This is a genomic window from Allohoeflea poritis, assembly GCF_027889715.1.
In the GTDB taxonomy this organism is placed as follows: domain Bacteria; phylum Pseudomonadota; class Alphaproteobacteria; order Rhizobiales; family Rhizobiaceae; genus Hoeflea_A; species Hoeflea_A poritis.
Window position 1 is genome coordinate 232,627 of the sequence record NZ_JAPJZH010000007.1, and the last position, 17,314, is coordinate 249,940.

Sequence of the window (17,314 nt, forward strand, 5' to 3'; positions counted from 1 at the left end):
GAACCTCAGCCGTTCCGGTTGTGCATGCGGTGATGCATGGCGTTGATCATGCGGCTCGCCGTCTTCTCGAACAGGAAGGGCAGAAAGGCGTGCACGAAGGCGGCACAGGAGGCGAGGAAGAGCCGCCCGGAGAATCCGGCTGCAAAGCGCATGTGCTCGAAATAGGTCTCGTCGACCGACTGCGGGTGTTCGGTGAACAGTCTCGTGACGGGTGTCGCCATTGTCATATCCCTTCGCTGGCCTTCTTGATTTGCGTCCATCGTAACGCCAATAGGCCGGGATATGTTCCCAATAATTCTGTTATTTCGCCTAAAATTGGGATATACGTCCCAACTATGAAGAATTTGGATGAATTTGATCGCGGGATTCTGGAAGAATTGCAACAGGACGGCAGTCTGTCCATCGAATCGCTGGCCGAGAAGGTGCACCTGTCGCGCAATGCCTGCTGGCGGCGCCTGCGGGCGCTTGAGGAACGCGGGGTGATCAGGGGCCGTGTGGCGCTTGTCGATCCGGAGCAGATCGGTTGCGGCCTGTCCGTCTTTATTTTCATCCGAACGGCCAACCACGATCCCGACTGGCTGGAGAAATTCCGCACGGCCGTCGTCAGCCTGCCCGAAATCACAGGGGTCCACCGCACGAGCGGCGAGTTGGACTATGTGCTCAAGGCACGTGTCGCCGACGTCAAATCCTATGACCGGCTCTATCAGCGGCTGATTGCCAGAGTGCCGCTCTCGGACGTCACCGCATCCTTTGTCATGGAGGATATCAAGGACACGACCGCCCTGCCGGTTGTCAGCACATTGTGATCAATCAGCATCGATTGTCACAATAACATTGAACAGTCCGTCTCGCGCGCGCCGCTTAATCCGGCAGATGGGATCGCTATATTCGGGGTCAACAAAGGAGACAGACCCATGTCCATCCGCCCCGTCAAGCAACTCTCGCCCGCGGTGCCCACCATGGAAGGCGCCGGCGTCAAGCTGCACCGCGCCTTCGGCTTCACCGATCCGACACTGGCGGATCCGTTCCTTCTGTTCGATGATTTCCGCAACGACCGGCCCGAAGACTATCTTGCCGGCTTTCCCTGGCATCCGCATCGCGGCATCGAGACCATCACCTATGTGCTGGCCGGCACGGTCGACCATGGCGACAGTCTCGGCAACCAGGGCACGCTGGGCGCCGGGGATGTGCAGTGGATGACCGCGGGCAGCGGCATCATGCATCAGGAAATGCCGAAAGGCGATGCGACCGGCCGCATGCACGGCTTCCAGCTGTGGGCCAATCTGCCGTCGTCGCTGAAGATGACCGATCCGCGCTACCAGGACATCAAGGCCGCCGACATTCCGGAGGTCATCGACGATGACGGCACGGTGGTGCGCGTCGTGTGCGGCGACTTCTGGGGCAAGTCCGGTCCGGTCGACGGCGTCTCCGCCGATCCGCTCTATCTCGATATCTCGGTGCCGCCGGGCAAGCGCAAGACGTTGCCGGTCGACACCTACCGGTCAGCCTTTGCCTATATCTTTGCCGGCTCAGGACACTTCTCCAGCGCCTCGAAACCGTTTGGCGTTCTGACAGAAAAAGAGATCGGCGGCGAGGAAATCCTGCTGCGCGACCAAACGGGCAATCGCACGCTGGTCGTTTTCGACACCGGTGACGAAGTTACCGTGCAAGCCGGCGAAGAAGGCGTGCGGTTCCTTCTGGTAGCCGGCAAACCAATCGAGGAGCCAGTCGCCTGGCACGGCCCGATCGTCATGAACACACGCGAAGAGCTGGCTCAGGCGATCCGGGAATTGCAGTCCGGCACCTTCATCAAAACGTGAGCCGCACCACCAGGCCATTGTGCGGCGATATGCGGCCGGCGACAAGATCGTCAAACACGGTTTCGGCGCCCGAAAGGTCATCGACGGCCGTATAGGTCAGCCACGCTTTGCTTTTCTCGGCGGCGCGGCGCCAGAAATCGAAGGCCTTCTGCTCGAAGACGCCCGGCCCCCAATCGGAAGCACGCTTCTGGATGTGGCCGGGCGCGAAGAACATGGCGCTGCGTTCGCGGATGAAGCCCGGACCCATTTCGTTGTCGTCCCAGTGGGTAACGCCGACATTGGAACAGTAGCGCATATTGTCGCCGAGATGGGCGTGCAGCTCGGACAGAACCGCGCCCGAGCCCGACATGTCGATAATGACGGTCGGGCGGCTCGCATCCACGGATGCGATCTCGTCATAGGTGAGCACGGTGTCATAAAGACCGAGCGCCCTCACCGCCTCGACATTGCGCGCCGACGTCATTCCGATGCTCGCCGGGGCGTTCTGATCTTCCGCCAACGCATAGGCAACGCCGATGGCGGTCTTGCTCGAGGCGCTGACAATGATGACCCGCCCGGCGCCGAACCAGCCATTGTCGGAAAAGAAATCGTGTAGACAGAAGGATGTCGCGTAGAGCGGGTAAAGCACCATGCGTGCGTCGTCGAACTCCGGCTCATAGTCCGCCTGGCCGCGCACGCGCCCATAGGCATTGTAGACCGGCGGCAGCGCGGCGCGGTGTTCGGCGCCATCGAAGAGCCTGGTTTCACTGACCTTTTGCGGTTTCATCACCAGGTGGCTTGCCATCGGAAAATAGCCGTAGAGGCGGTCGCCGACCGGCACGTCCGGATGGTTCGAGGCGGTCACGTCGGCAAAACCCCAGACGGGAATGATGCCCCAGCCGCCGTCGTCGTTTTCGAGCGGCACGAAGAAGTTCCAATAGCCGATCTTCTCGCCGACCACCCCATAGGTGACATTGTTGGCGGTCAGCGCGAAACGGTCGATCGCCAACAGCACCTCTCCGTCCCCGAGCTGCGGGGCGGTTGCGTCCACCAGCCGATGCCGAAGCAGATCGTCCTTGCGAACCTGGAACTGCTGCATGCCTGTCTCCCTTGTTCCGTCAGGCCGCTTTCTGCGGGTGGTATTCCTTCACATGGGCGAAGCGGATCGCCGGCCAGCGCTCGGCCTCATAGTTCAGTGAAAACCCGTCCGAAGCAAGGAATACCGCATCGCCGTCGAGATCGCGGGCGATGTCGCCGCGCTTGGCATTGACGAATTTTTCGACATCGGCATCGCTGTCCGCCGATATCCAGCGGCAGACATTGAAGCGCGCCGCCTCGAAAGTGACGGGCAGGCCGTATTCGGCCCGCAGCCGTTCCTTCAGGACATCAAGCTGCAGCGCGCCGATGACGCCGACGATGGCGGGCGAACCGTCCTCGGGCGAGAAGAGCTGCACGACCCCCTCCTCCGCCATCTGCTGCAGCGCCTCCTTCAGCTTCTTGGCCTTCATCGCGTCTTCCAGGCGCACGCGGCGCAGGATTTCCGGCGCGAAGTTGGGCACGCCCTCGAAGACGATATCCTCGCCTTCGGTCAGCGTGTCGCCGATGCGCAGCGTGCCGTGGTTCGGAATACCGACAACGTCGCCGGCATAGGCATCGTCGGCGAGCTGGCGCTGGTGGGCGAAAAAGAATTGCGGCGCCGACAGGCCGAGCATCTTGCCGGTGCGCGACAGCCGCGCCTTCATGCCGCGTTGCAGGCGGCCCGAGCAGACGCGCACGAAGGCGATGCGGTCGCGATGATTGGGGTCCATATTGGCCTGAATCTTGAAGACGAAGGCCGTCATCTTCGGGTCCGTCGCCTTGACCATGCGGGCGCCGGCCTTCTGTGCGCGCGGCTGCGGGGCGTATTTGCCGAGCGCGTTGATTAGGTCGCGTACGCCATAGTTGCGCAGCGCCGAGCCGAAATAGACGGGCGTCAAATGCCCTTCACGAAAGGCTTCCAGATCGAAGGGGCGGCACGCCTCCATCGCCAGGCTGGTTTCCTCGATGAAGGCCTCGCGATCGTTTTCCGGAAGCAGGCCGGCGGCGCTGTCGGCCTCCGGGCCGTTGACCTTCGTCACCTCTTCCTCGCTGTCCATGCGGCGCACGGCGTTATCGGCCAGATGATAGGTGCCGGCAAAGGTGCGGCCCCGGCCGATCGGCCAGGTCATCGGCGCGGTATCGAGCGCCAGCTTTTCCTCCACCTCGTCGAGGATCTCGAAGGGATCGCGGCTTTCCCTGTCCAGCTTGTTGACGAAGGTGACGATCGGAATGTCGCGCAGGCGGCAGACCTCGAACAGCTTGAGCGTGCGCGGCTCGATGCCCTTGGCCGCGTCGATGACCATGATCGCCGCATCGACGGCGGTCAGCGTGCGGTAGGTGTCGTCGGCAAAATCTTCGTGGCCGGGCGTGTCGAGCAGGTTGAAGACGTGATCGCCATACTCAAACGTCATGACCGAGGTGACGACGGAAATGCCGCGGTCGCGTTCGATCTTCATCCAGTCCGAACGCGTCTGCATGCGGTCCTTCTTGGCCTTGACCTCGCCGGCAAGCTGGATGGCACCGCCGAACAGAAGCAGCTTTTCGGTCAGCGTCGTCTTGCCGGCGTCCGGGTGCGAAATGATGGCAAATGTGCGCCGGCGGGCGACGGCCTTGGCCAGGTGGTCGGTCATCGAAGAGAAAATCCTGTTGAATTGGAGGTCTTCTAGCGCCTGTTCCGCGCCGTTGCAATTGACGAAAACCGACACAGGCGGCAAGAGTGCGGCATGTCCGGCTACCGATCCGAAATTCAGCAGACGCCCGTTGTCGGGCTCGTGCGCCTGCCGCATGGCGCCGGCCTCGACCTGCCGGCCTATGAGACCGAGGGCGCCGCCGGCATGGACCTGCGCGCCGCCAACGCTGTCGACGCGCCCATTGTCATTGCTCCCGGCGAACGGGCGCTGGTGCCGACGGGTTTCGTTTTCGAGATTCCCGCCGGCTTCGAAGCGCAGATTCGGCCGCGTTCGGGCCTTGCCTTCAAACACGGGCTGACATGTCTCAACACACCCGGCACGATCGACAGCGACTATCGCGGCGAGGTGCAGGTTCTGCTGATCAACCACGGCAGCGAGGCCTTCACGATCGAGCGCGGCATGCGGATCGCGCAAATGGTCGTCGCACCGGTTTGCCAGGCACGGATCGAGGAACGGACGCTCGCCAATGAAACGGCACGGGGCAGCGGCGGCTTCGGCTCCACCGGCCATTGATCGGCTGGACGTATTTTCTAAATCATTTGCATTCTGTATCTGAGATTAGAGATTTTTCCTACTCTTCTTGCAAATACGAAACACGTTTCTAAATTGTATCTCGAATTCAATGCCGCACCGCTGGCGACATGCCGACGGTACGGCTATCCTTTCTGATGATCATCCGTCATCCGGCGGGCATTCAAACGGAGCCTTATCATGTCACAAGCAGCCGACCGAAAACCCGGACGCGGGCGGGTCTTCAATTCCATCACCGAGACCATCGGCGATACGCCGGTCGTGCGGCTGGACAAGCTTGCCGCCGCAGCGGGCGTGAAGGCGCATCTCCTGGGCAAACTGGAATTCTTCAACCCGATCGCCAGCGTCAAGGACCGCATCGGCGTCGCCATGATCGAGGCCATGGAGCGGGACGGCAGGATCGCGCCGGGCAAATCCGTTCTGGTCGAGCCGACCTCGGGCAATACCGGCATCGCGCTTGCCTTCGCCGCCGCGGCCAAGGGCTACCGCCTGATCCTGACGATGCCCGAGACCATGTCTGTCGAACGGCGCAAGATGCTGGCCCTTCTCGGCGCCGAGCTGGTGCTGACCGAAGGTCCCAAGGGCATGAAGGGCGCGATCGCCAAGGCCGAGGAACTGGCCGCCGGAATCCCGGATGCCGTCATCCCGCAGCAGTTCGAGAACCCCGCCAATCCGCAAATCCACCGCGAGACCACGGCCGAGGAAATCTGGAACGACACCGATGGCGGCGTCGACATTTTCGTCTCCGGCATCGGCACCGGCGGTACGATCACCGGCGCCGGGCAGGTGCTTAAAGAGCGCAAGCCCGAACTGAAAATCGTCGCCGTCGAGCCGGCGGATTCGCCGATCCTGTCGGGCGGCGAACCCGGACCGCACAAGATCCAGGGCATCGGCGCAGGTTTCGCACCGGCGATCCTGGACACCGGTGTGTATGACGAGGTGGTGACCGTCTCTAACGAGGAAGCATTCGAAACGGCCCGGCAGACGGCCCGGACCGAGGGCGTGCCGGTCGGCATTTCCTCGGGCGCCGCGCTGGCCGCCGCGATCAAGGTCGGTCAACGCCCGGAGAATGAAGGCAAGACCATCGTCGTGATCATTCCCTCCTTCGCGGAGCGGTATCTTTCGACGGCGCTGTTCGACGGGCTGGCCGCCTGACGGTTCGCCGCGGGCCGCGGATTTGCTGATCCGCGGCCTTGCAATCGGTCGCGGCCTCGCCTAACTAAGCGCCGTCAGCCAATGGAGTTTTGATGCGCGGACGTAAAGAGTCCCGGTAAAGCCCGGTCAAGGAAGACCGGGCGACAATTGTAACGCTGCCGCCGGCAACGCCGCCGCGGCAGGCTTTGTGTTACACGCATCAAATTCCGGACAATCCATGGACATATCTAGGCACGAGCAACGGGTGCTGCACCTGCTTGCCCAGGGCGGCCATATCCTCGTTGAAAAAGACGAGCGCGGTCATATCGTCGACAATTCCTGCGTGACAAGGGACGGCTGGTACTGGAACGGCTGTTCGCAGGAGCTGTTCAGAAAGCTGAAGCGCCGGCGCCTCATCGCATCGACAGGCGGCGGCCCTTACCGGATTACCCAGTTGGGCCTGAAACGGGTCCGCTCTCAGGCGAATAACCGGTAGGCGATAAAAGGAGGTGGCGGTTTCCCGCCGCCTCCGACCGGTCCGACCACTTAGCCAGGCCTCATCGGAATTTCGAGATCCGTCACCGCTTTCCAGGTACCAAGATCGGTGACCACCACAGAATTCACCGCTGTCTCGACACGCTCAATATTTGCGAGGCTGGATGTCGCCGCTTTGTGTGCCTTGCGAATCTCTCCGATGGCCTCGTGGTTCAGCGTCAGCGCCGGCACTTTGCTCGATACGTTCTTGATTTCGGTGTCAACGTAATTCGAAATTGTGTCGAGTTTATCCGGCATCTGTGCTGCATTCGAAAGTTTGCTTGGTATGTTGTTTTTGAGATGCTTCAGCAGAGCTGGAAGCGTTCTCGCCAGGTTATTGGCCTTGTCCACGGCTGCCTGGATTTCGAGTTTCTTCTCGGCCGCCTCCTGCACCAAGGCAGCCTGCTCATTTGTTGCTTGGGTCGTACTGCTCGACCGGCTGCCAAAGTAGAAGCCGACGATTGCGGTCAATGCTGTGGCCAACATTGTAAGAACCTGCTGGGATAACTGTAAGACGGCACTGTTGTCGACCGGTGCCCAAACGCTGATGGCAGCGCGGCCGCCGGCTTCGTCCTTGTCTACTTCAAATGTATATCCTTCTCTGTACTGCTCCCTGAGCTCGGTAAATCTTTCGGCGATCGCCACCTCTATTGTTGTTCCCTTCTTTGTCGCTACAACCTCCTGAGAATCAACCAGAATTCGACTGGTCTTATCAGCTTCGGTCAGTACGAATACACCGAATATCAGGACCAGAACGATGAAACCCAACGCGAGAACCGCACGTATCGTGCCTTGAGGCAGACCGAATGCGTAGGAGCTGTTGGTCAATGACAGTTTCGACATGACCCAAGCGCAAAAAATGATCGACAATATTATTGCCGGAAACGCGACCAACCCGATCAGAACCGGCAGAATATACCGATGCGTATCTATTGCGGGCGGCTGCTCAAAGATCAGCAACATGACCAACCCAAATGCGAATATAACGCAGGCTGCAATCAGGCCAGGCAGCCCCCACAAAGCACTGCCTCGCGCTTGTTCGGATGATGTAGTGTCAGACATTGCTGCCTCCCGAAGTGAGCTTCCACTCTATATTATTGTTATTATTATTTTTTCCGTATCCGAGTGCACTGACTCTTGTTTTTGGAAGTACGCTCGCAGCACAACGTCCGGTCAACTCGTTACGCGCTCAATAATCCCACTGGTTGTATTAAAGCGCAAAGAAATAGGTTTTTCAATCTTTTGTGGTTTTCTTAAATTCTTCTCTTATAGATAGAATATCGACTCGCGGTAAGCCGATATCCGGCATTCTCCGGGAAATTCAAGCCCCGAAATGCGAACCGCTACGCCGCAGCCGCCATCCCGTCGCCCGGCAGGCGGTAGGAAATTGCCTCGGCGATGTGCATGCGGCCGACTTTGGCGGTGCCGTCGAGATCGGCGAGGGTGCGGGCGACCTTGAGCACCCGGTGATAGGCGCGCGCCGAGAATTTCATGCGCTCGGCCGCCTCGTGCAGCAGTGCGGCCCCGGCCGCATCGGGGCCGGCCACCGTCTCGATGAGCGATGTGGGGCACAGCGCATTGGCGGTCACGAACGGCACATCAAGATCGGCGAAACGCTCCTTCTGGCGCTCACGCGCCATTGCCACCCGCTGAGCCACGTCGGCGCTGCTTTCGCTGGTGCCCGGCTTGATGAGATCGGCTGCCGTCACCGCCGGAACCGTGATCCTCAGATCAATCCGGTCAAGCAGCGGGCCGGAGATGCGCGCCTGGTAGTCGGCCTGGCAGCGCGGTCCGCGGGCGCAGCTATGCCCCGGCTCGCCGGCCATGCCGCAGCGGCAGGGATTCATCGCCGCAATAAGCTGGATGCGCGCCGGATAGCTGACATGATGATTGGCACGGGCGATGATGCACTCGCCGCTCTCCAGCGGCTGACGCAGGGAATCGAGCACCTGCGGCGAGAACTCCGGGAATTCGTCCAGGAAGAGGACACCGTTATGGGCGAGCGAGACTTCGCCCGGCCGGGCCCGCATGCCGCCGCCGACCATGGCCGCCATGGAGGCCGAATGGTGCGGCGCGCGATAGGGCCGCCGATCGGACAATTCGCCGCCGGACAGCAGGCCGGCAATCGAATGGATCATTGAGACTTCGAGAAGCTCGGCCGGCGACAGCGACGGCAGGATGGAGGGCAGCCTGGCGGCCAGCATCGATTTGCCGGAGCCCGGCGGACCGGACATGAGCAGATTGTGACCGCCGGCGGCTGCGACCTCCAGCGCCCGCTTGGCGGTCTCCTGGCCCTTGATGTCGGCAAGGTCGGGCAGGCCTTCCGTGGCGCCGCGGATCGCCGCCTGCGGGCGAGACAGAACCTGCGTTCCCTTGAAATGGTTGGCCATGGCTATGAGGCTTCGCGGCGCGAGGATGTCGAGATCGGCGCTTGCCCAGGCCGCTTCGGGGCCGCAGGCGGCGGGACAGATCAGGCCCTTGTCCTGTTCATTGGCGCCGATCGCCGCCGGCAGCACGCCGGTCACGGCAGCGATGGTGCCGTCCAGGGACAATTCGCCGAGCACCACATAGCCGGACAGCGCATCGGCGGGGATCGCGCCCAGCGCCGACATCAGGCAGAGCGCGATCGGCAGGTCGAAATGGCTGCCTTCCTTGGGAAGATCGGCCGGCGCAAGGTTGACCGTCACTTTCTTGGCTGGCAACGAAAGGCCGGACGCATGCAGCGCCGCCTGCACCCGCTCGCGGCTTTCGGCCACCGCCTTGTCCGGCAGGCCGACAATGTTCATGCCGATCTTGCCCGGCGCGACCATGACCTGCACGTCGACCGGAACGGCGTGAATACCCTGAAACGAAACCGTGCTGACGCGCGAAACCATCTGCCACCTTCATCCGCCTGCACGCAGCGGCTGCAAAATTCCCGACATGCATCCATACACCATCGGCACGCACGCAACAAGAACAAAAATAGAACATGGCGATTTCATTCCTATGTTGAAGACTGTGCGCGCGGCTGGACGGACGGGACGCTACGGAGTATGTGCAGTGAACGCCCGCATGCGGGCGGCAGAATTCCAATTTCATACGGGCAGGTGCGATTTATGACGATCCGGTTTCACAAGGGCGATATCAGCGAGGCGGATGCCGAACGCTACACCGGCGATATTGCCATCGATACCGAGACGCTCGGTCTCAAGCCGCATCGCGACCGGCTTTGCGTGGTGCAGCTTTCGCCCGGCGACGGCACGGCGGACGTCATCCAGATCGCCAAGGACCAGAAGAAGGCACCCAACCTGACGCGGCTGCTCAAGGACCGCAAGCGAACCAAGATCTTCCATTTCGGCCGTTTCGACATCGCCGTCCTGTTCCACAATTTCGGCATCACGTGCGAGCCGGTCTTCTGCACCAAGATCGCCTCGCGGCTGACACGCACCTATACGGACCGGCACGGGCTGAAGGACAATCTGCGCGAATTGCTCGACATCGACATCTCCAAGCAGCAGCAGTCCTCGGACTGGGCGGCGGAAGACCTCAGCCAGGCACAGCTCGAATATGCGGCGACAGACGTGCTTTACCTGCATGCGCTGCGCGAAAAGCTGCAGGAGCGTCTTGTGCGCGACGGGCGGGAAAAACACGCAGAAGCCTGTTTCCGCTTCCTGCCGACGCGGGCGAAGCTCGACCTCATCGGCTGGGACGATACCGACATCTTCGCACACAGCTAGCAATCGTCATCGACCGCACGCAATTTTGACTGGCCGTCCCGGCGGGCGGGGCCGTATATTGCCTGCATTGAATGATGCGGATGCGCCGAGGGGATGATGGCTGACAGCAGGGAAGCCAAGAAGCCGCGTTTTTCGTCCGTCGAAGAGCTCACAAACTGGATGATCGACGGCGCCCGGCCGAGCGCCGATGCGCGCGAGATCGTCAGCGGCATCTGCGAGGGACTGGTCGGCCTCGATGTCGCGATCGACCGCTTCATGCTGTTCATCTACACGCTGCATCCGAACCTTCTGGGAACGCGCTTCCGCTGGATCAGGGGAGAAGCCGTCGATGTCGGCCATGCCAAAATCGGCCAGTTTTCGCAGGAAGAATACACAGCCAATCCGCTGCCGCATGTGGTCGAGGACCAGGTCACCATCCGCCGGCACCTGGAACGGGCAGACTGCCCGGAGGATTACATCATCGTCGGCGAACTGCGCGAGCAGGGCTTTACGGACTATATCGCCCTGCCGCTGATCTTCACCACCGGCGAAACCCATGCCTGCACCTGGTCGTCGGCGCAGGCGGGCGGCTTCAGCGAGCGGGAAATCGAAATCCTCAAGACCATCAACGCGCCGCTCGCAAGGCTCACCGAGACCTATATGCTGCGCCTCAACGCGGCGGTGCTTCTGTCCACCTATGTCGGGCGCAACAGCGGCACGCTGATCCGCGACGGCAAGGTGCATCGCGGCGACGGCGAGGAAATCACCGCCGTCATCCTGTTTGTCGACCTGAAGAACTTCACGCGGCTTTCCAACGAGATCGCCGGCCCGGAACTGGTGGGTCTGCTGAACGACACGTTCGACCACCTTGTTCCGTCGGTGACGCGCCGCGGCGGCGAGGTGCTGAAATTCATGGGCGACGGGTTTTTCGCCATCTTTCCCTATGCCGACGAGGCAGGCCTTGCCGACATGGCCGCCGCCGCCATGGACGCGGCCAGCGAGGGCGCCGAGGCGCTGTTGAAAGACGCGCTCGGCGACACGGTTTCCTTCCGCGCCGCGATCCATTGCGGCACCTTCCATTATGGCAATATCGGCGGCGCCGACCGGCTCGACTTCACCGCCATCGGGCCGCCCGTCAACTACACCGCGCGGCTGCTGTCAGCGGCCACAGGGCTCGGATGCGACATGGTCGCTTCCTCCGATATCGCCTCCCGTGTGCCGGGCCGCTGCGCGAAGGCCGGCACGGCCGACCTCAAGGGTTTTTCCGGCGAGCAGACGATCTGGCGGTTCTAGCAGCCAACGCTAGGCCTTTACCATCACCACCTCGGCATATTGCGACGGGGCGCGCATGGAGCCGTCATCGGCCGTGTTGATATCGTCGATGAGGTTCAGGATATCTCCGGCCAGCGCGTCCTCGCCCTCCGGGCCAACCTTGTCGAATGCCTTGCGCAGCAGGCCGTAATAGGCCCTGTTGTATTCGAGATAATGCTGCGGCGAACGGTAGCGGAAATAAAATGTCCTTACATTGATGGTCAGCGACGCCGCCGCATGTTCGAAATGATCCCGGATCCACTCCTCGCGGCCCCAATTGGCCGGGGCCTTGAAGCCCGGCGCGGCCGACATGTGGCTGCCGATAATCGGGCACAGCCGGCCGATGAAACCGGGCGGCGACCAGCTGGCAAGGGCGATCTTGCCGCCCGGCTTGCAGACCCTGACGATCTCGCGAGCGGCGGCCTGCTGATCGGGCGCGAACATGACGCCGAATGTCGAGATCACGCCATCGAAGGAGGCATCGGGATATTGGAGGTTCTGGGCGTCGGCGATCTCGAATGCGACGTCGAGATCCTCCGCCTCGGCACGCTTGCGGCCCTTGTCGAGCAGGGGCTGCACGAAATCCGTCGAGGTGACCCTGCAAAAGCGCCGCGCAACGGCAAGCGTCGCGTTTCCATTGCCCGCGGCGACATCCAGAATATGCGATCCCGGCGTGAAGTCAGCCGCCTCGGCAAGATCCTCGCCGGTCTTCTGCAGCGTCACGCCAATGCGCGCATAGTCGGCGCAGGACCACGAGCCGTTGAGCCGCCGGTTCCAGTTCGCGTAATCAGGCGCAATGCCCTTTCTGAGTGCAATGTTCATGACACGTCCTTTCAGCCTTGATGAGCTGAAGTGTCGCGGACGCATGTTTCAATCGGACGGCGGACCGGCGCCGGAATTGTTTCAATTGTTACGGGTTCCGGTGTCCACGAAGATGCGACCGCAGACCGTTCAGATGATGCCGGCGCGCAGGGCCTGAACCGCCGCATGATGCTTGTTCAGGCAGCGCATCTTGCGGGTCGCCGTCATCGCGTGGTGATTGACGGTCGAGACCGAAAGGCCGAGGATCGTGGCAATCTCGCCGGCGGTCTTGCCTTCAAGCGTCCATAGCAGGCACTCGCGCTCGCGCAGGGACAGTTCCGGCTCGTCGTCGCCCGGCTCGCACTGATCCGTCATGACGATCTCATGGGTATCGTAGGCGGCCTCGAAGAGGCGGGCATGCTCGCCGCGCGTGACGTCGGCAAGGTGCTTGCCGCCACGTGAGACGACGCTGAAAACGGCCAGCTCGCCCTCGGCGCCCCGTATGGGTATCGAAAGACCGTTGATGATCCGGTACTCGCGCGCCTCGTCGAACACCAGCCGCTGGCGGCTGCGGAAGGCGCGCAGGAAACGGCCATGCCCCCAGAAAAACGGCCGCGTCGATTTGGCCGTCAGCTCGGCGACCGGATCGAGATTGTAGTAGCGGTGGCTCATGTAACGGCCGATCCACTCGTCCGGATAGTTGGTGTGCAGGGTCGCCAGAGCGTTGAACTTGCGCTCGCGCGGCGGTTTCAGGACAAGGTAGGAAAAATAGTCCAGCGAAAGGTCGTCCAGAAGCCGGCTCATGCGCCGGCGGATATCAATGCAGCCGTCGTCCTGACGGTAGTAGCTCTGGTCGAACCAGGACTGCATGAACTCTCCTTCCGGGACTGAAGCCGGGCGCTTGCCCGGCCCCATCGCAACGCCACAGGGCCGATAGTGGTCAATATCCGGCCAAAAATCCAGCAATCGGTGCAGAAAATGCCAAACCTTTGCAATTGTCGCTGACCGGCCAGTCGCTAATGTTTTGCAGGATTGCCGTGCGCCAGCGGCCAAGATGACCGGAGACTGTCCAATGAAAAGCAAAATTCGCGCCCTGTCCGCCGCCACTGCCCTGTCGCTGCTTCTGTCGGGAGCCGCGCTTGCGGATGTGGTCAAGATCGGCGTTCTCGCCCCGCTCACAGGACCGACCGCATCGGACGGCGAGGAATTCGTGCGCGGCGTCGAATGGGCCGTCAAGGAAGCCAACGCCGCAGGCGGCGTCGCCGGCCACACATTCGAAGTGGTCAGCGCCGATGTGAAGGATCACTCGGCGGCAAATGTCTCATCGGCCGTCGAACGGCTTTTGTCGACCGACGGCGTGCAGGTCATTCTGACCGGCTATGCGAGCCTTTCGATGTTCGAGGTCGACCTGATGGCCGACGCGAACATGCCCTATATTCCGGCGGGCCCGTCGCCGCAATTCGCCGCCATCGTGTCGCAGGACCCGGACGCCTATAATTGCTGCTGGTCGTTCACCGCCGATTTCAAGGGCTACGAGACCGACGTGACGCCGACGATCGAGGCGCTGTCGGCAGCCGGACATTTCGACCTCAAGGACAAGACCGTCGCGATCATCTCTTCGGACAATCCCTATTCGAAGACCATATCGGAAGGCATGAAAACAGCGTTCAAGGATGCGGGCTGGACGATCACGGTTGACGAACTGGTGCCGTTCGGGCCGGTCAGCGACTGGCGCTCGATGCTTGCCAAGGTTCGGGAAAATCCGCCGGAGGTGGTCATCAATACCGACTATATCCCGGCCAATGCCGCACTGTTCATGAACCAGTTCCGGGAAAACCCGACGGACTCGATCGTATTCCTGCAATATGCGCCGCTGGTGCCGGAATTCGTCGAACTGACCGGCGAGAATTCCGACGGTGTGCTCTACAACGCGATCGGCGCGACGCTGGACGTCGAAGCCTGGCCGCGCGGCAGGGAGGTCAGCGACGGCTACCGCAAGGAGTACGGCTCCACTTCCGGGCCCTATGGCGCAGGCCTTTACGAAATGACCAATGTCTATTTCGACGCGCTGCGCAAAGTGGGCGATCCGACGGATCACGACGCCATCGGCAAGGCGATCGGCGAGACAAAACGGCCGGTCACCTCGGGCTTTCTGGAATTCGATCCGGCAACGCACGTCGCCAAGCAGAGCAATGACCACATCCCGGTCACCTTCTTCCAGCTTCAGGACGGAAAACCCGTCATGATCGCTCCGGAAAAATTCAAGAACGGCACGTTCAAGACGCCGGCCTGGATGTCCAAATAGAGCAGGCAATGGCGAATGCGGGAGTGGCCGGATTTTGACGCCGTTCTTCGAAATCCGGAATCTGTCGAAATCCTTCGGCGGGCTGAAAGCGGTCAATGATCTTTCCCTCACGGTCGAGGAGGGAGAGATCATGGGCATTGCCGGTCCGAACGGTTCCGGGAAATCCACCCTCTTCAACCTGATCACGAAGATCCCATTCGGACCGGACAGCGGTAGCGTCGTCTTTCGCGGCGAGGCCATCGAGAACCGCGCCGACAAGACGATCGCACGCATGGGGATCGTGCGCACCTTCCAGCGCGAGGCGGTCTTCGCCTCGCTTTCCTGCGTCGACAATATTCTCGTCGCGGTCGAGCAGACCGGGGGCCTGCGCGGCGCGGAGGCCGAGAAACGGGCAGACGAAGCGTCCGATATCGTCGGGTTTCCGAGAAATTTCCACAATATCCCGGCCGCGCAATTGCCGGTGTTCTACCAGAAGCAGCTGATGATCACGACGGCGGTCGCCCAGCAGCCGACGATCCTGCTGATGGACGAGCCGGCATCCTCGCTGGTCGACGACGAGGTCGACTGGGTTCACGAGACCATCAAGCGCCTCAACGCCATGGGCATGACCATCCTGCTCATCGAACACATCCTGCCGCTGCTGACCGGAGTTTCCTCGCGCCTGCTCGTGCTTGAACAGGGAACGCCGATCGCGCTCGGCGCCGTCAAGGATGTCATCCGCGATCCGGCGGTGGTCGAAGCCTTCCTGGGGAAACCGCAATGACCGGCGAACTGCTGCAGCTTTCCAGCCTTTCGGGCGGCTACCCGCCGGTGAGCGTGTTCCGCAATGTCGACCTCACCATCGGCAAGGGCGAAGCCGTGGGCCTGTTCGGACCGAACGGCCACGGCAAGACGACGCTCCTGAAGACCGTCGCCGGCCTGATCGATCCGTGGGACGGCGAGATCCGCTTCGACGGGCGGCGGCTGAATGCAGAGGGCGTCATGGCGGCGCGTATCTCAAAGCATCTCAATTACGACCTCTTCCGCCGCCGCCGCATCCAAGCGCGCGATGTGGTTCGCGCCGGTCTGATCTATGTCATGCAGGGCAATCTTCTGTTCCCTGAGATGACGGTGGACGAGGTGCTCCACATCGCGCCATCGGCATCGCGCGGCCGAAGCGGCGTCTCCGAGATGCAAAGCCTGGTGCGCGATCTCTTCCCCCGGCTTCGCGAACGCAGACATTCCAAGATCCGCTACCTTTCGGGCGGCGAACGTCAGATGGTATCGATCGCGGTCGGCCTTCTGGCGCTGCCGCGCCTGCTCATTCTCGACGAGCCGACGCTCGGCCTTTCGCCCAAGCTGCGCCTCGAACTGTCGGAAGCCATTGCGAGGATCCGCGATGCGCAGGTGCCCCTGCTCGTCGTCGACCAGAATGTCGAGTTCCTGACCAGCCTCGTCGACCGGCTCTACCTCTTCGACCATGGCTCCATCACCTCCGAGATCGACAAGGCGCATATGCCGAGCCATGACGAAATCATGACGATGCTCTTCGGGAGCGCACCCTGATGGCCATAGACACGTTCATCTTCGTTCTCATCTCCGGCATTGTCCTCGGCGGGCTTTACGCGCTGATGGCGGTCGGGCTTTCCGTCGTCTGGACAACGCTGGATGTCTTCAACTTCGCGCACGGGGCCTTCGTCGCGCTCGGCGCCTATGTCGCCTGGCAGATCAGCCAGTCGGCGCCGGGTCCGGCCGGATTCGCGCTGGCGGCGGCGCTTTCCGTCGCCTTCATGTTCGCCTTCGGCTTCTGCCTGCATTTTGGCATCATCAAACCTTTCGAGCGAAGTCCCAACATTGTGCTTCTGGCGGTGATCACGACCCTGGCTGCATCGTCGATCATCGAAAACGGCATCCAGCTCGTCTGGGGTCCGCGCGAGAAGCAGATCGATCCGAACATCGACATGCGGGTCGATTTCGGCGGCGTGGCGATTGCCGGCATCGACCTCTTGTCGCTCGCCGTCGCGCTGCTGGCGCTGGCGGGGCTTGCCGTCTTTCTGAGACGCAGCGCCACGGGCCGCGCCATGCGGGCCGCGGCGCAGAACAGGGAAGCCGCGGAACTGATGGGATTCAACGTGGCTTTCCTGTTCGCAATCGCATTCGGCATCGCGGCGGCGACGGCCGCGCTTGCCGGCGTCTTCATCGGCTCGCTGCGCTTCATCAATCCGTCCTTCGGCGCCGACCCGCTGATGAAATCGCTGATCGTCGTCATCTTCGGCGGCGTCGCCCAATTCACCAGCCCCATCTATGCCGCCTTCATCATCGGCATCGTCGAGGCGTTTTCGATCTATTTCCTCGGACTTTACTGGGCGCCGGCCGTCCTTTTCGCGCTGATGATCGCTGTCCTGATGATCAAGCCCGAAGGTCTGTTCGGCAACCGGCAGAAGACACTTTGAC

The 17,314-nt window shown here is 61.8% G+C and carries 18 protein-coding genes; 11 read left to right on the plus strand and 7 right to left on the minus strand.

The features are described from left to right. Nucleotides 1-5 precede the first annotated feature (5 nt). Nucleotides 6-221: a DUF6356 family protein gene (locus OOZ53_RS13440; RefSeq protein ID WP_271090108.1), complete on the minus strand. Its 216-nt coding sequence runs from the start codon at nucleotides 219-221 to the stop codon at nucleotides 6-8. A gap of 114 nt (nucleotides 222-335) precedes the next feature. Here OOZ53_RS13440 and OOZ53_RS13445 point away from each other — a divergent pair, with 114 nt between their 5' ends. Next, nucleotides 336-806, plus strand: a complete 471-nt coding sequence (locus OOZ53_RS13445; protein WP_271090109.1) for an Lrp/AsnC family transcriptional regulator — start codon at nucleotides 336-338, stop codon at nucleotides 804-806. Between the two features lie 108 nt (nucleotides 807-914). Continuing rightward, nucleotides 915-1,820, plus strand: a complete 906-nt coding sequence (locus tag OOZ53_RS13450) for a pirin family protein (protein ID WP_271090110.1) — start codon at nucleotides 915-917, stop codon at nucleotides 1,818-1,820. On the opposite strand, the gene OOZ53_RS13455 is transcribed toward OOZ53_RS13450, so the two are convergent. Further along, complete coding sequence (locus OOZ53_RS13455) at nucleotides 1,810-2,898, minus strand: DUF2855 family protein (protein ID WP_271090111.1); 1,089 nt, start codon at nucleotides 2,896-2,898, stop codon at nucleotides 1,810-1,812. The two genes, OOZ53_RS13450 and OOZ53_RS13455, sit on opposite strands and share 11 nt — an antisense overlap. Nucleotides 2,899-2,917: 19 nt before the next feature. Beyond that, on the minus strand, nucleotides 2,918-4,507 hold the full coding sequence (locus OOZ53_RS13460) for a peptide chain release factor 3 (protein WP_271090112.1): 1,590 nt from the start codon (nucleotides 4,505-4,507) through the stop codon (nucleotides 2,918-2,920). A 93-nt stretch (nucleotides 4,508-4,600) separates the two neighbouring features. On the opposite strand from OOZ53_RS13460, the gene dut reads away from it, so the two are divergent. From dut to OOZ53_RS13475, 3 genes are all read left to right on the plus strand, one after another. Next, the gene (gene dut, locus OOZ53_RS13465; protein WP_271090113.1) at nucleotides 4,601-5,080 is read left to right on the plus strand and encodes a dUTP diphosphatase; all 480 of its coding nucleotides are present in this window, start codon (nucleotides 4,601-4,603) and stop codon (nucleotides 5,078-5,080) included. A 198-nt stretch (nucleotides 5,081-5,278) separates the two neighbouring features. Then, nucleotides 5,279-6,253, plus strand: coding sequence for a cysteine synthase A (gene cysK / locus OOZ53_RS13470; protein ID WP_271090114.1), 975 nt, complete (start codon nucleotides 5,279-5,281; stop codon nucleotides 6,251-6,253). A 217-nt stretch (nucleotides 6,254-6,470) separates the two neighbouring features. After that, nucleotides 6,471-6,728: a YjhX family toxin gene (locus OOZ53_RS13475; RefSeq protein ID WP_271090115.1), complete on the plus strand. Its 258-nt coding sequence runs from the start codon at nucleotides 6,471-6,473 to the stop codon at nucleotides 6,726-6,728. Between the two features lie 50 nt (nucleotides 6,729-6,778). Here OOZ53_RS13475 and OOZ53_RS13480 read toward each other — a convergent pair whose 3' ends face one another. Both OOZ53_RS13480 and OOZ53_RS13485 read right to left on the minus strand, forming a co-directional pair. Continuing rightward, nucleotides 6,779-7,828, minus strand: coding sequence for an MFS transporter (locus OOZ53_RS13480; protein ID WP_271090116.1), 1,050 nt, complete (start codon nucleotides 7,826-7,828; stop codon nucleotides 6,779-6,781). A gap of 281 nt (nucleotides 7,829-8,109) precedes the next feature. Next, nucleotides 8,110-9,642 (minus strand): YifB family Mg chelatase-like AAA ATPase, encoded by a 1,533-nt coding sequence (locus tag OOZ53_RS13485; RefSeq protein WP_271090117.1) that lies wholly within the window; start codon nucleotides 9,640-9,642, stop codon nucleotides 8,110-8,112. Nucleotides 9,643-9,864: 222 nt separating this feature from the next. Between OOZ53_RS13485 and OOZ53_RS13490 the strand changes: the two genes are divergently transcribed. After that, nucleotides 9,865-10,485: a ribonuclease D gene (locus OOZ53_RS13490; RefSeq protein WP_271090118.1), complete on the plus strand. Its 621-nt coding sequence runs from the start codon at nucleotides 9,865-9,867 to the stop codon at nucleotides 10,483-10,485. A gap of 96 nt (nucleotides 10,486-10,581) precedes the next feature. Then, the gene (locus OOZ53_RS13495; RefSeq protein WP_271090119.1) at nucleotides 10,582-11,757 is read left to right on the plus strand and encodes an adenylate/guanylate cyclase domain-containing protein; all 1,176 of its coding nucleotides are present in this window, start codon (nucleotides 10,582-10,584) and stop codon (nucleotides 11,755-11,757) included. Between the two features lie 9 nt (nucleotides 11,758-11,766). Here the strand turns inward: OOZ53_RS13495 and OOZ53_RS13500 are convergent, their stop codons facing one another. After that, entirely contained in the window at nucleotides 11,767-12,597 is an 831-nt protein-coding gene (locus OOZ53_RS13500; protein ID WP_271090120.1) for a class I SAM-dependent methyltransferase, read from the minus strand. Between the two features lie 129 nt (nucleotides 12,598-12,726). Continuing rightward, a complete protein-coding gene (locus OOZ53_RS13505; RefSeq protein ID WP_271090121.1) occupies nucleotides 12,727-13,446 on the minus strand; it encodes a helix-turn-helix transcriptional regulator in 720 nt (239 codons plus the stop codon). 202 nt (nucleotides 13,447-13,648) lie between these two features. Here OOZ53_RS13505 and OOZ53_RS13510 point away from each other — a divergent pair, with 202 nt between their 5' ends. Genes OOZ53_RS13510 through OOZ53_RS13525 form a run of 4 tightly spaced genes read left to right on the plus strand, consistent with a single transcriptional unit; the run spans nucleotide 13,649 to nucleotide 17,313 of the window. Continuing rightward, nucleotides 13,649-14,881, plus strand: a complete 1,233-nt coding sequence (locus OOZ53_RS13510; protein WP_271090122.1) for an ABC transporter substrate-binding protein — start codon at nucleotides 13,649-13,651, stop codon at nucleotides 14,879-14,881. A gap of 34 nt (nucleotides 14,882-14,915) precedes the next feature. Continuing rightward, nucleotides 14,916-15,644, plus strand: a complete 729-nt coding sequence (locus tag OOZ53_RS13515) for an ABC transporter ATP-binding protein (protein ID WP_271090123.1) — start codon at nucleotides 14,916-14,918, stop codon at nucleotides 15,642-15,644. Continuing rightward, on the plus strand, nucleotides 15,641-16,426 hold the full coding sequence (locus OOZ53_RS13520) for an ABC transporter ATP-binding protein (RefSeq protein ID WP_271090124.1): 786 nt from the start codon (nucleotides 15,641-15,643) through the stop codon (nucleotides 16,424-16,426). Before OOZ53_RS13515 ends, OOZ53_RS13520 begins: the two co-directional genes overlap by 4 nt. Next, nucleotides 16,426-17,313 (plus strand): branched-chain amino acid ABC transporter permease, encoded by an 888-nt coding sequence (locus tag OOZ53_RS13525; RefSeq protein ID WP_271090125.1) that lies wholly within the window; start codon nucleotides 16,426-16,428, stop codon nucleotides 17,311-17,313. The genes OOZ53_RS13520 and OOZ53_RS13525 overlap by 1 nt, the downstream gene beginning before the upstream one ends. Nucleotide 17,314: the final 1 nt, after the last annotated feature.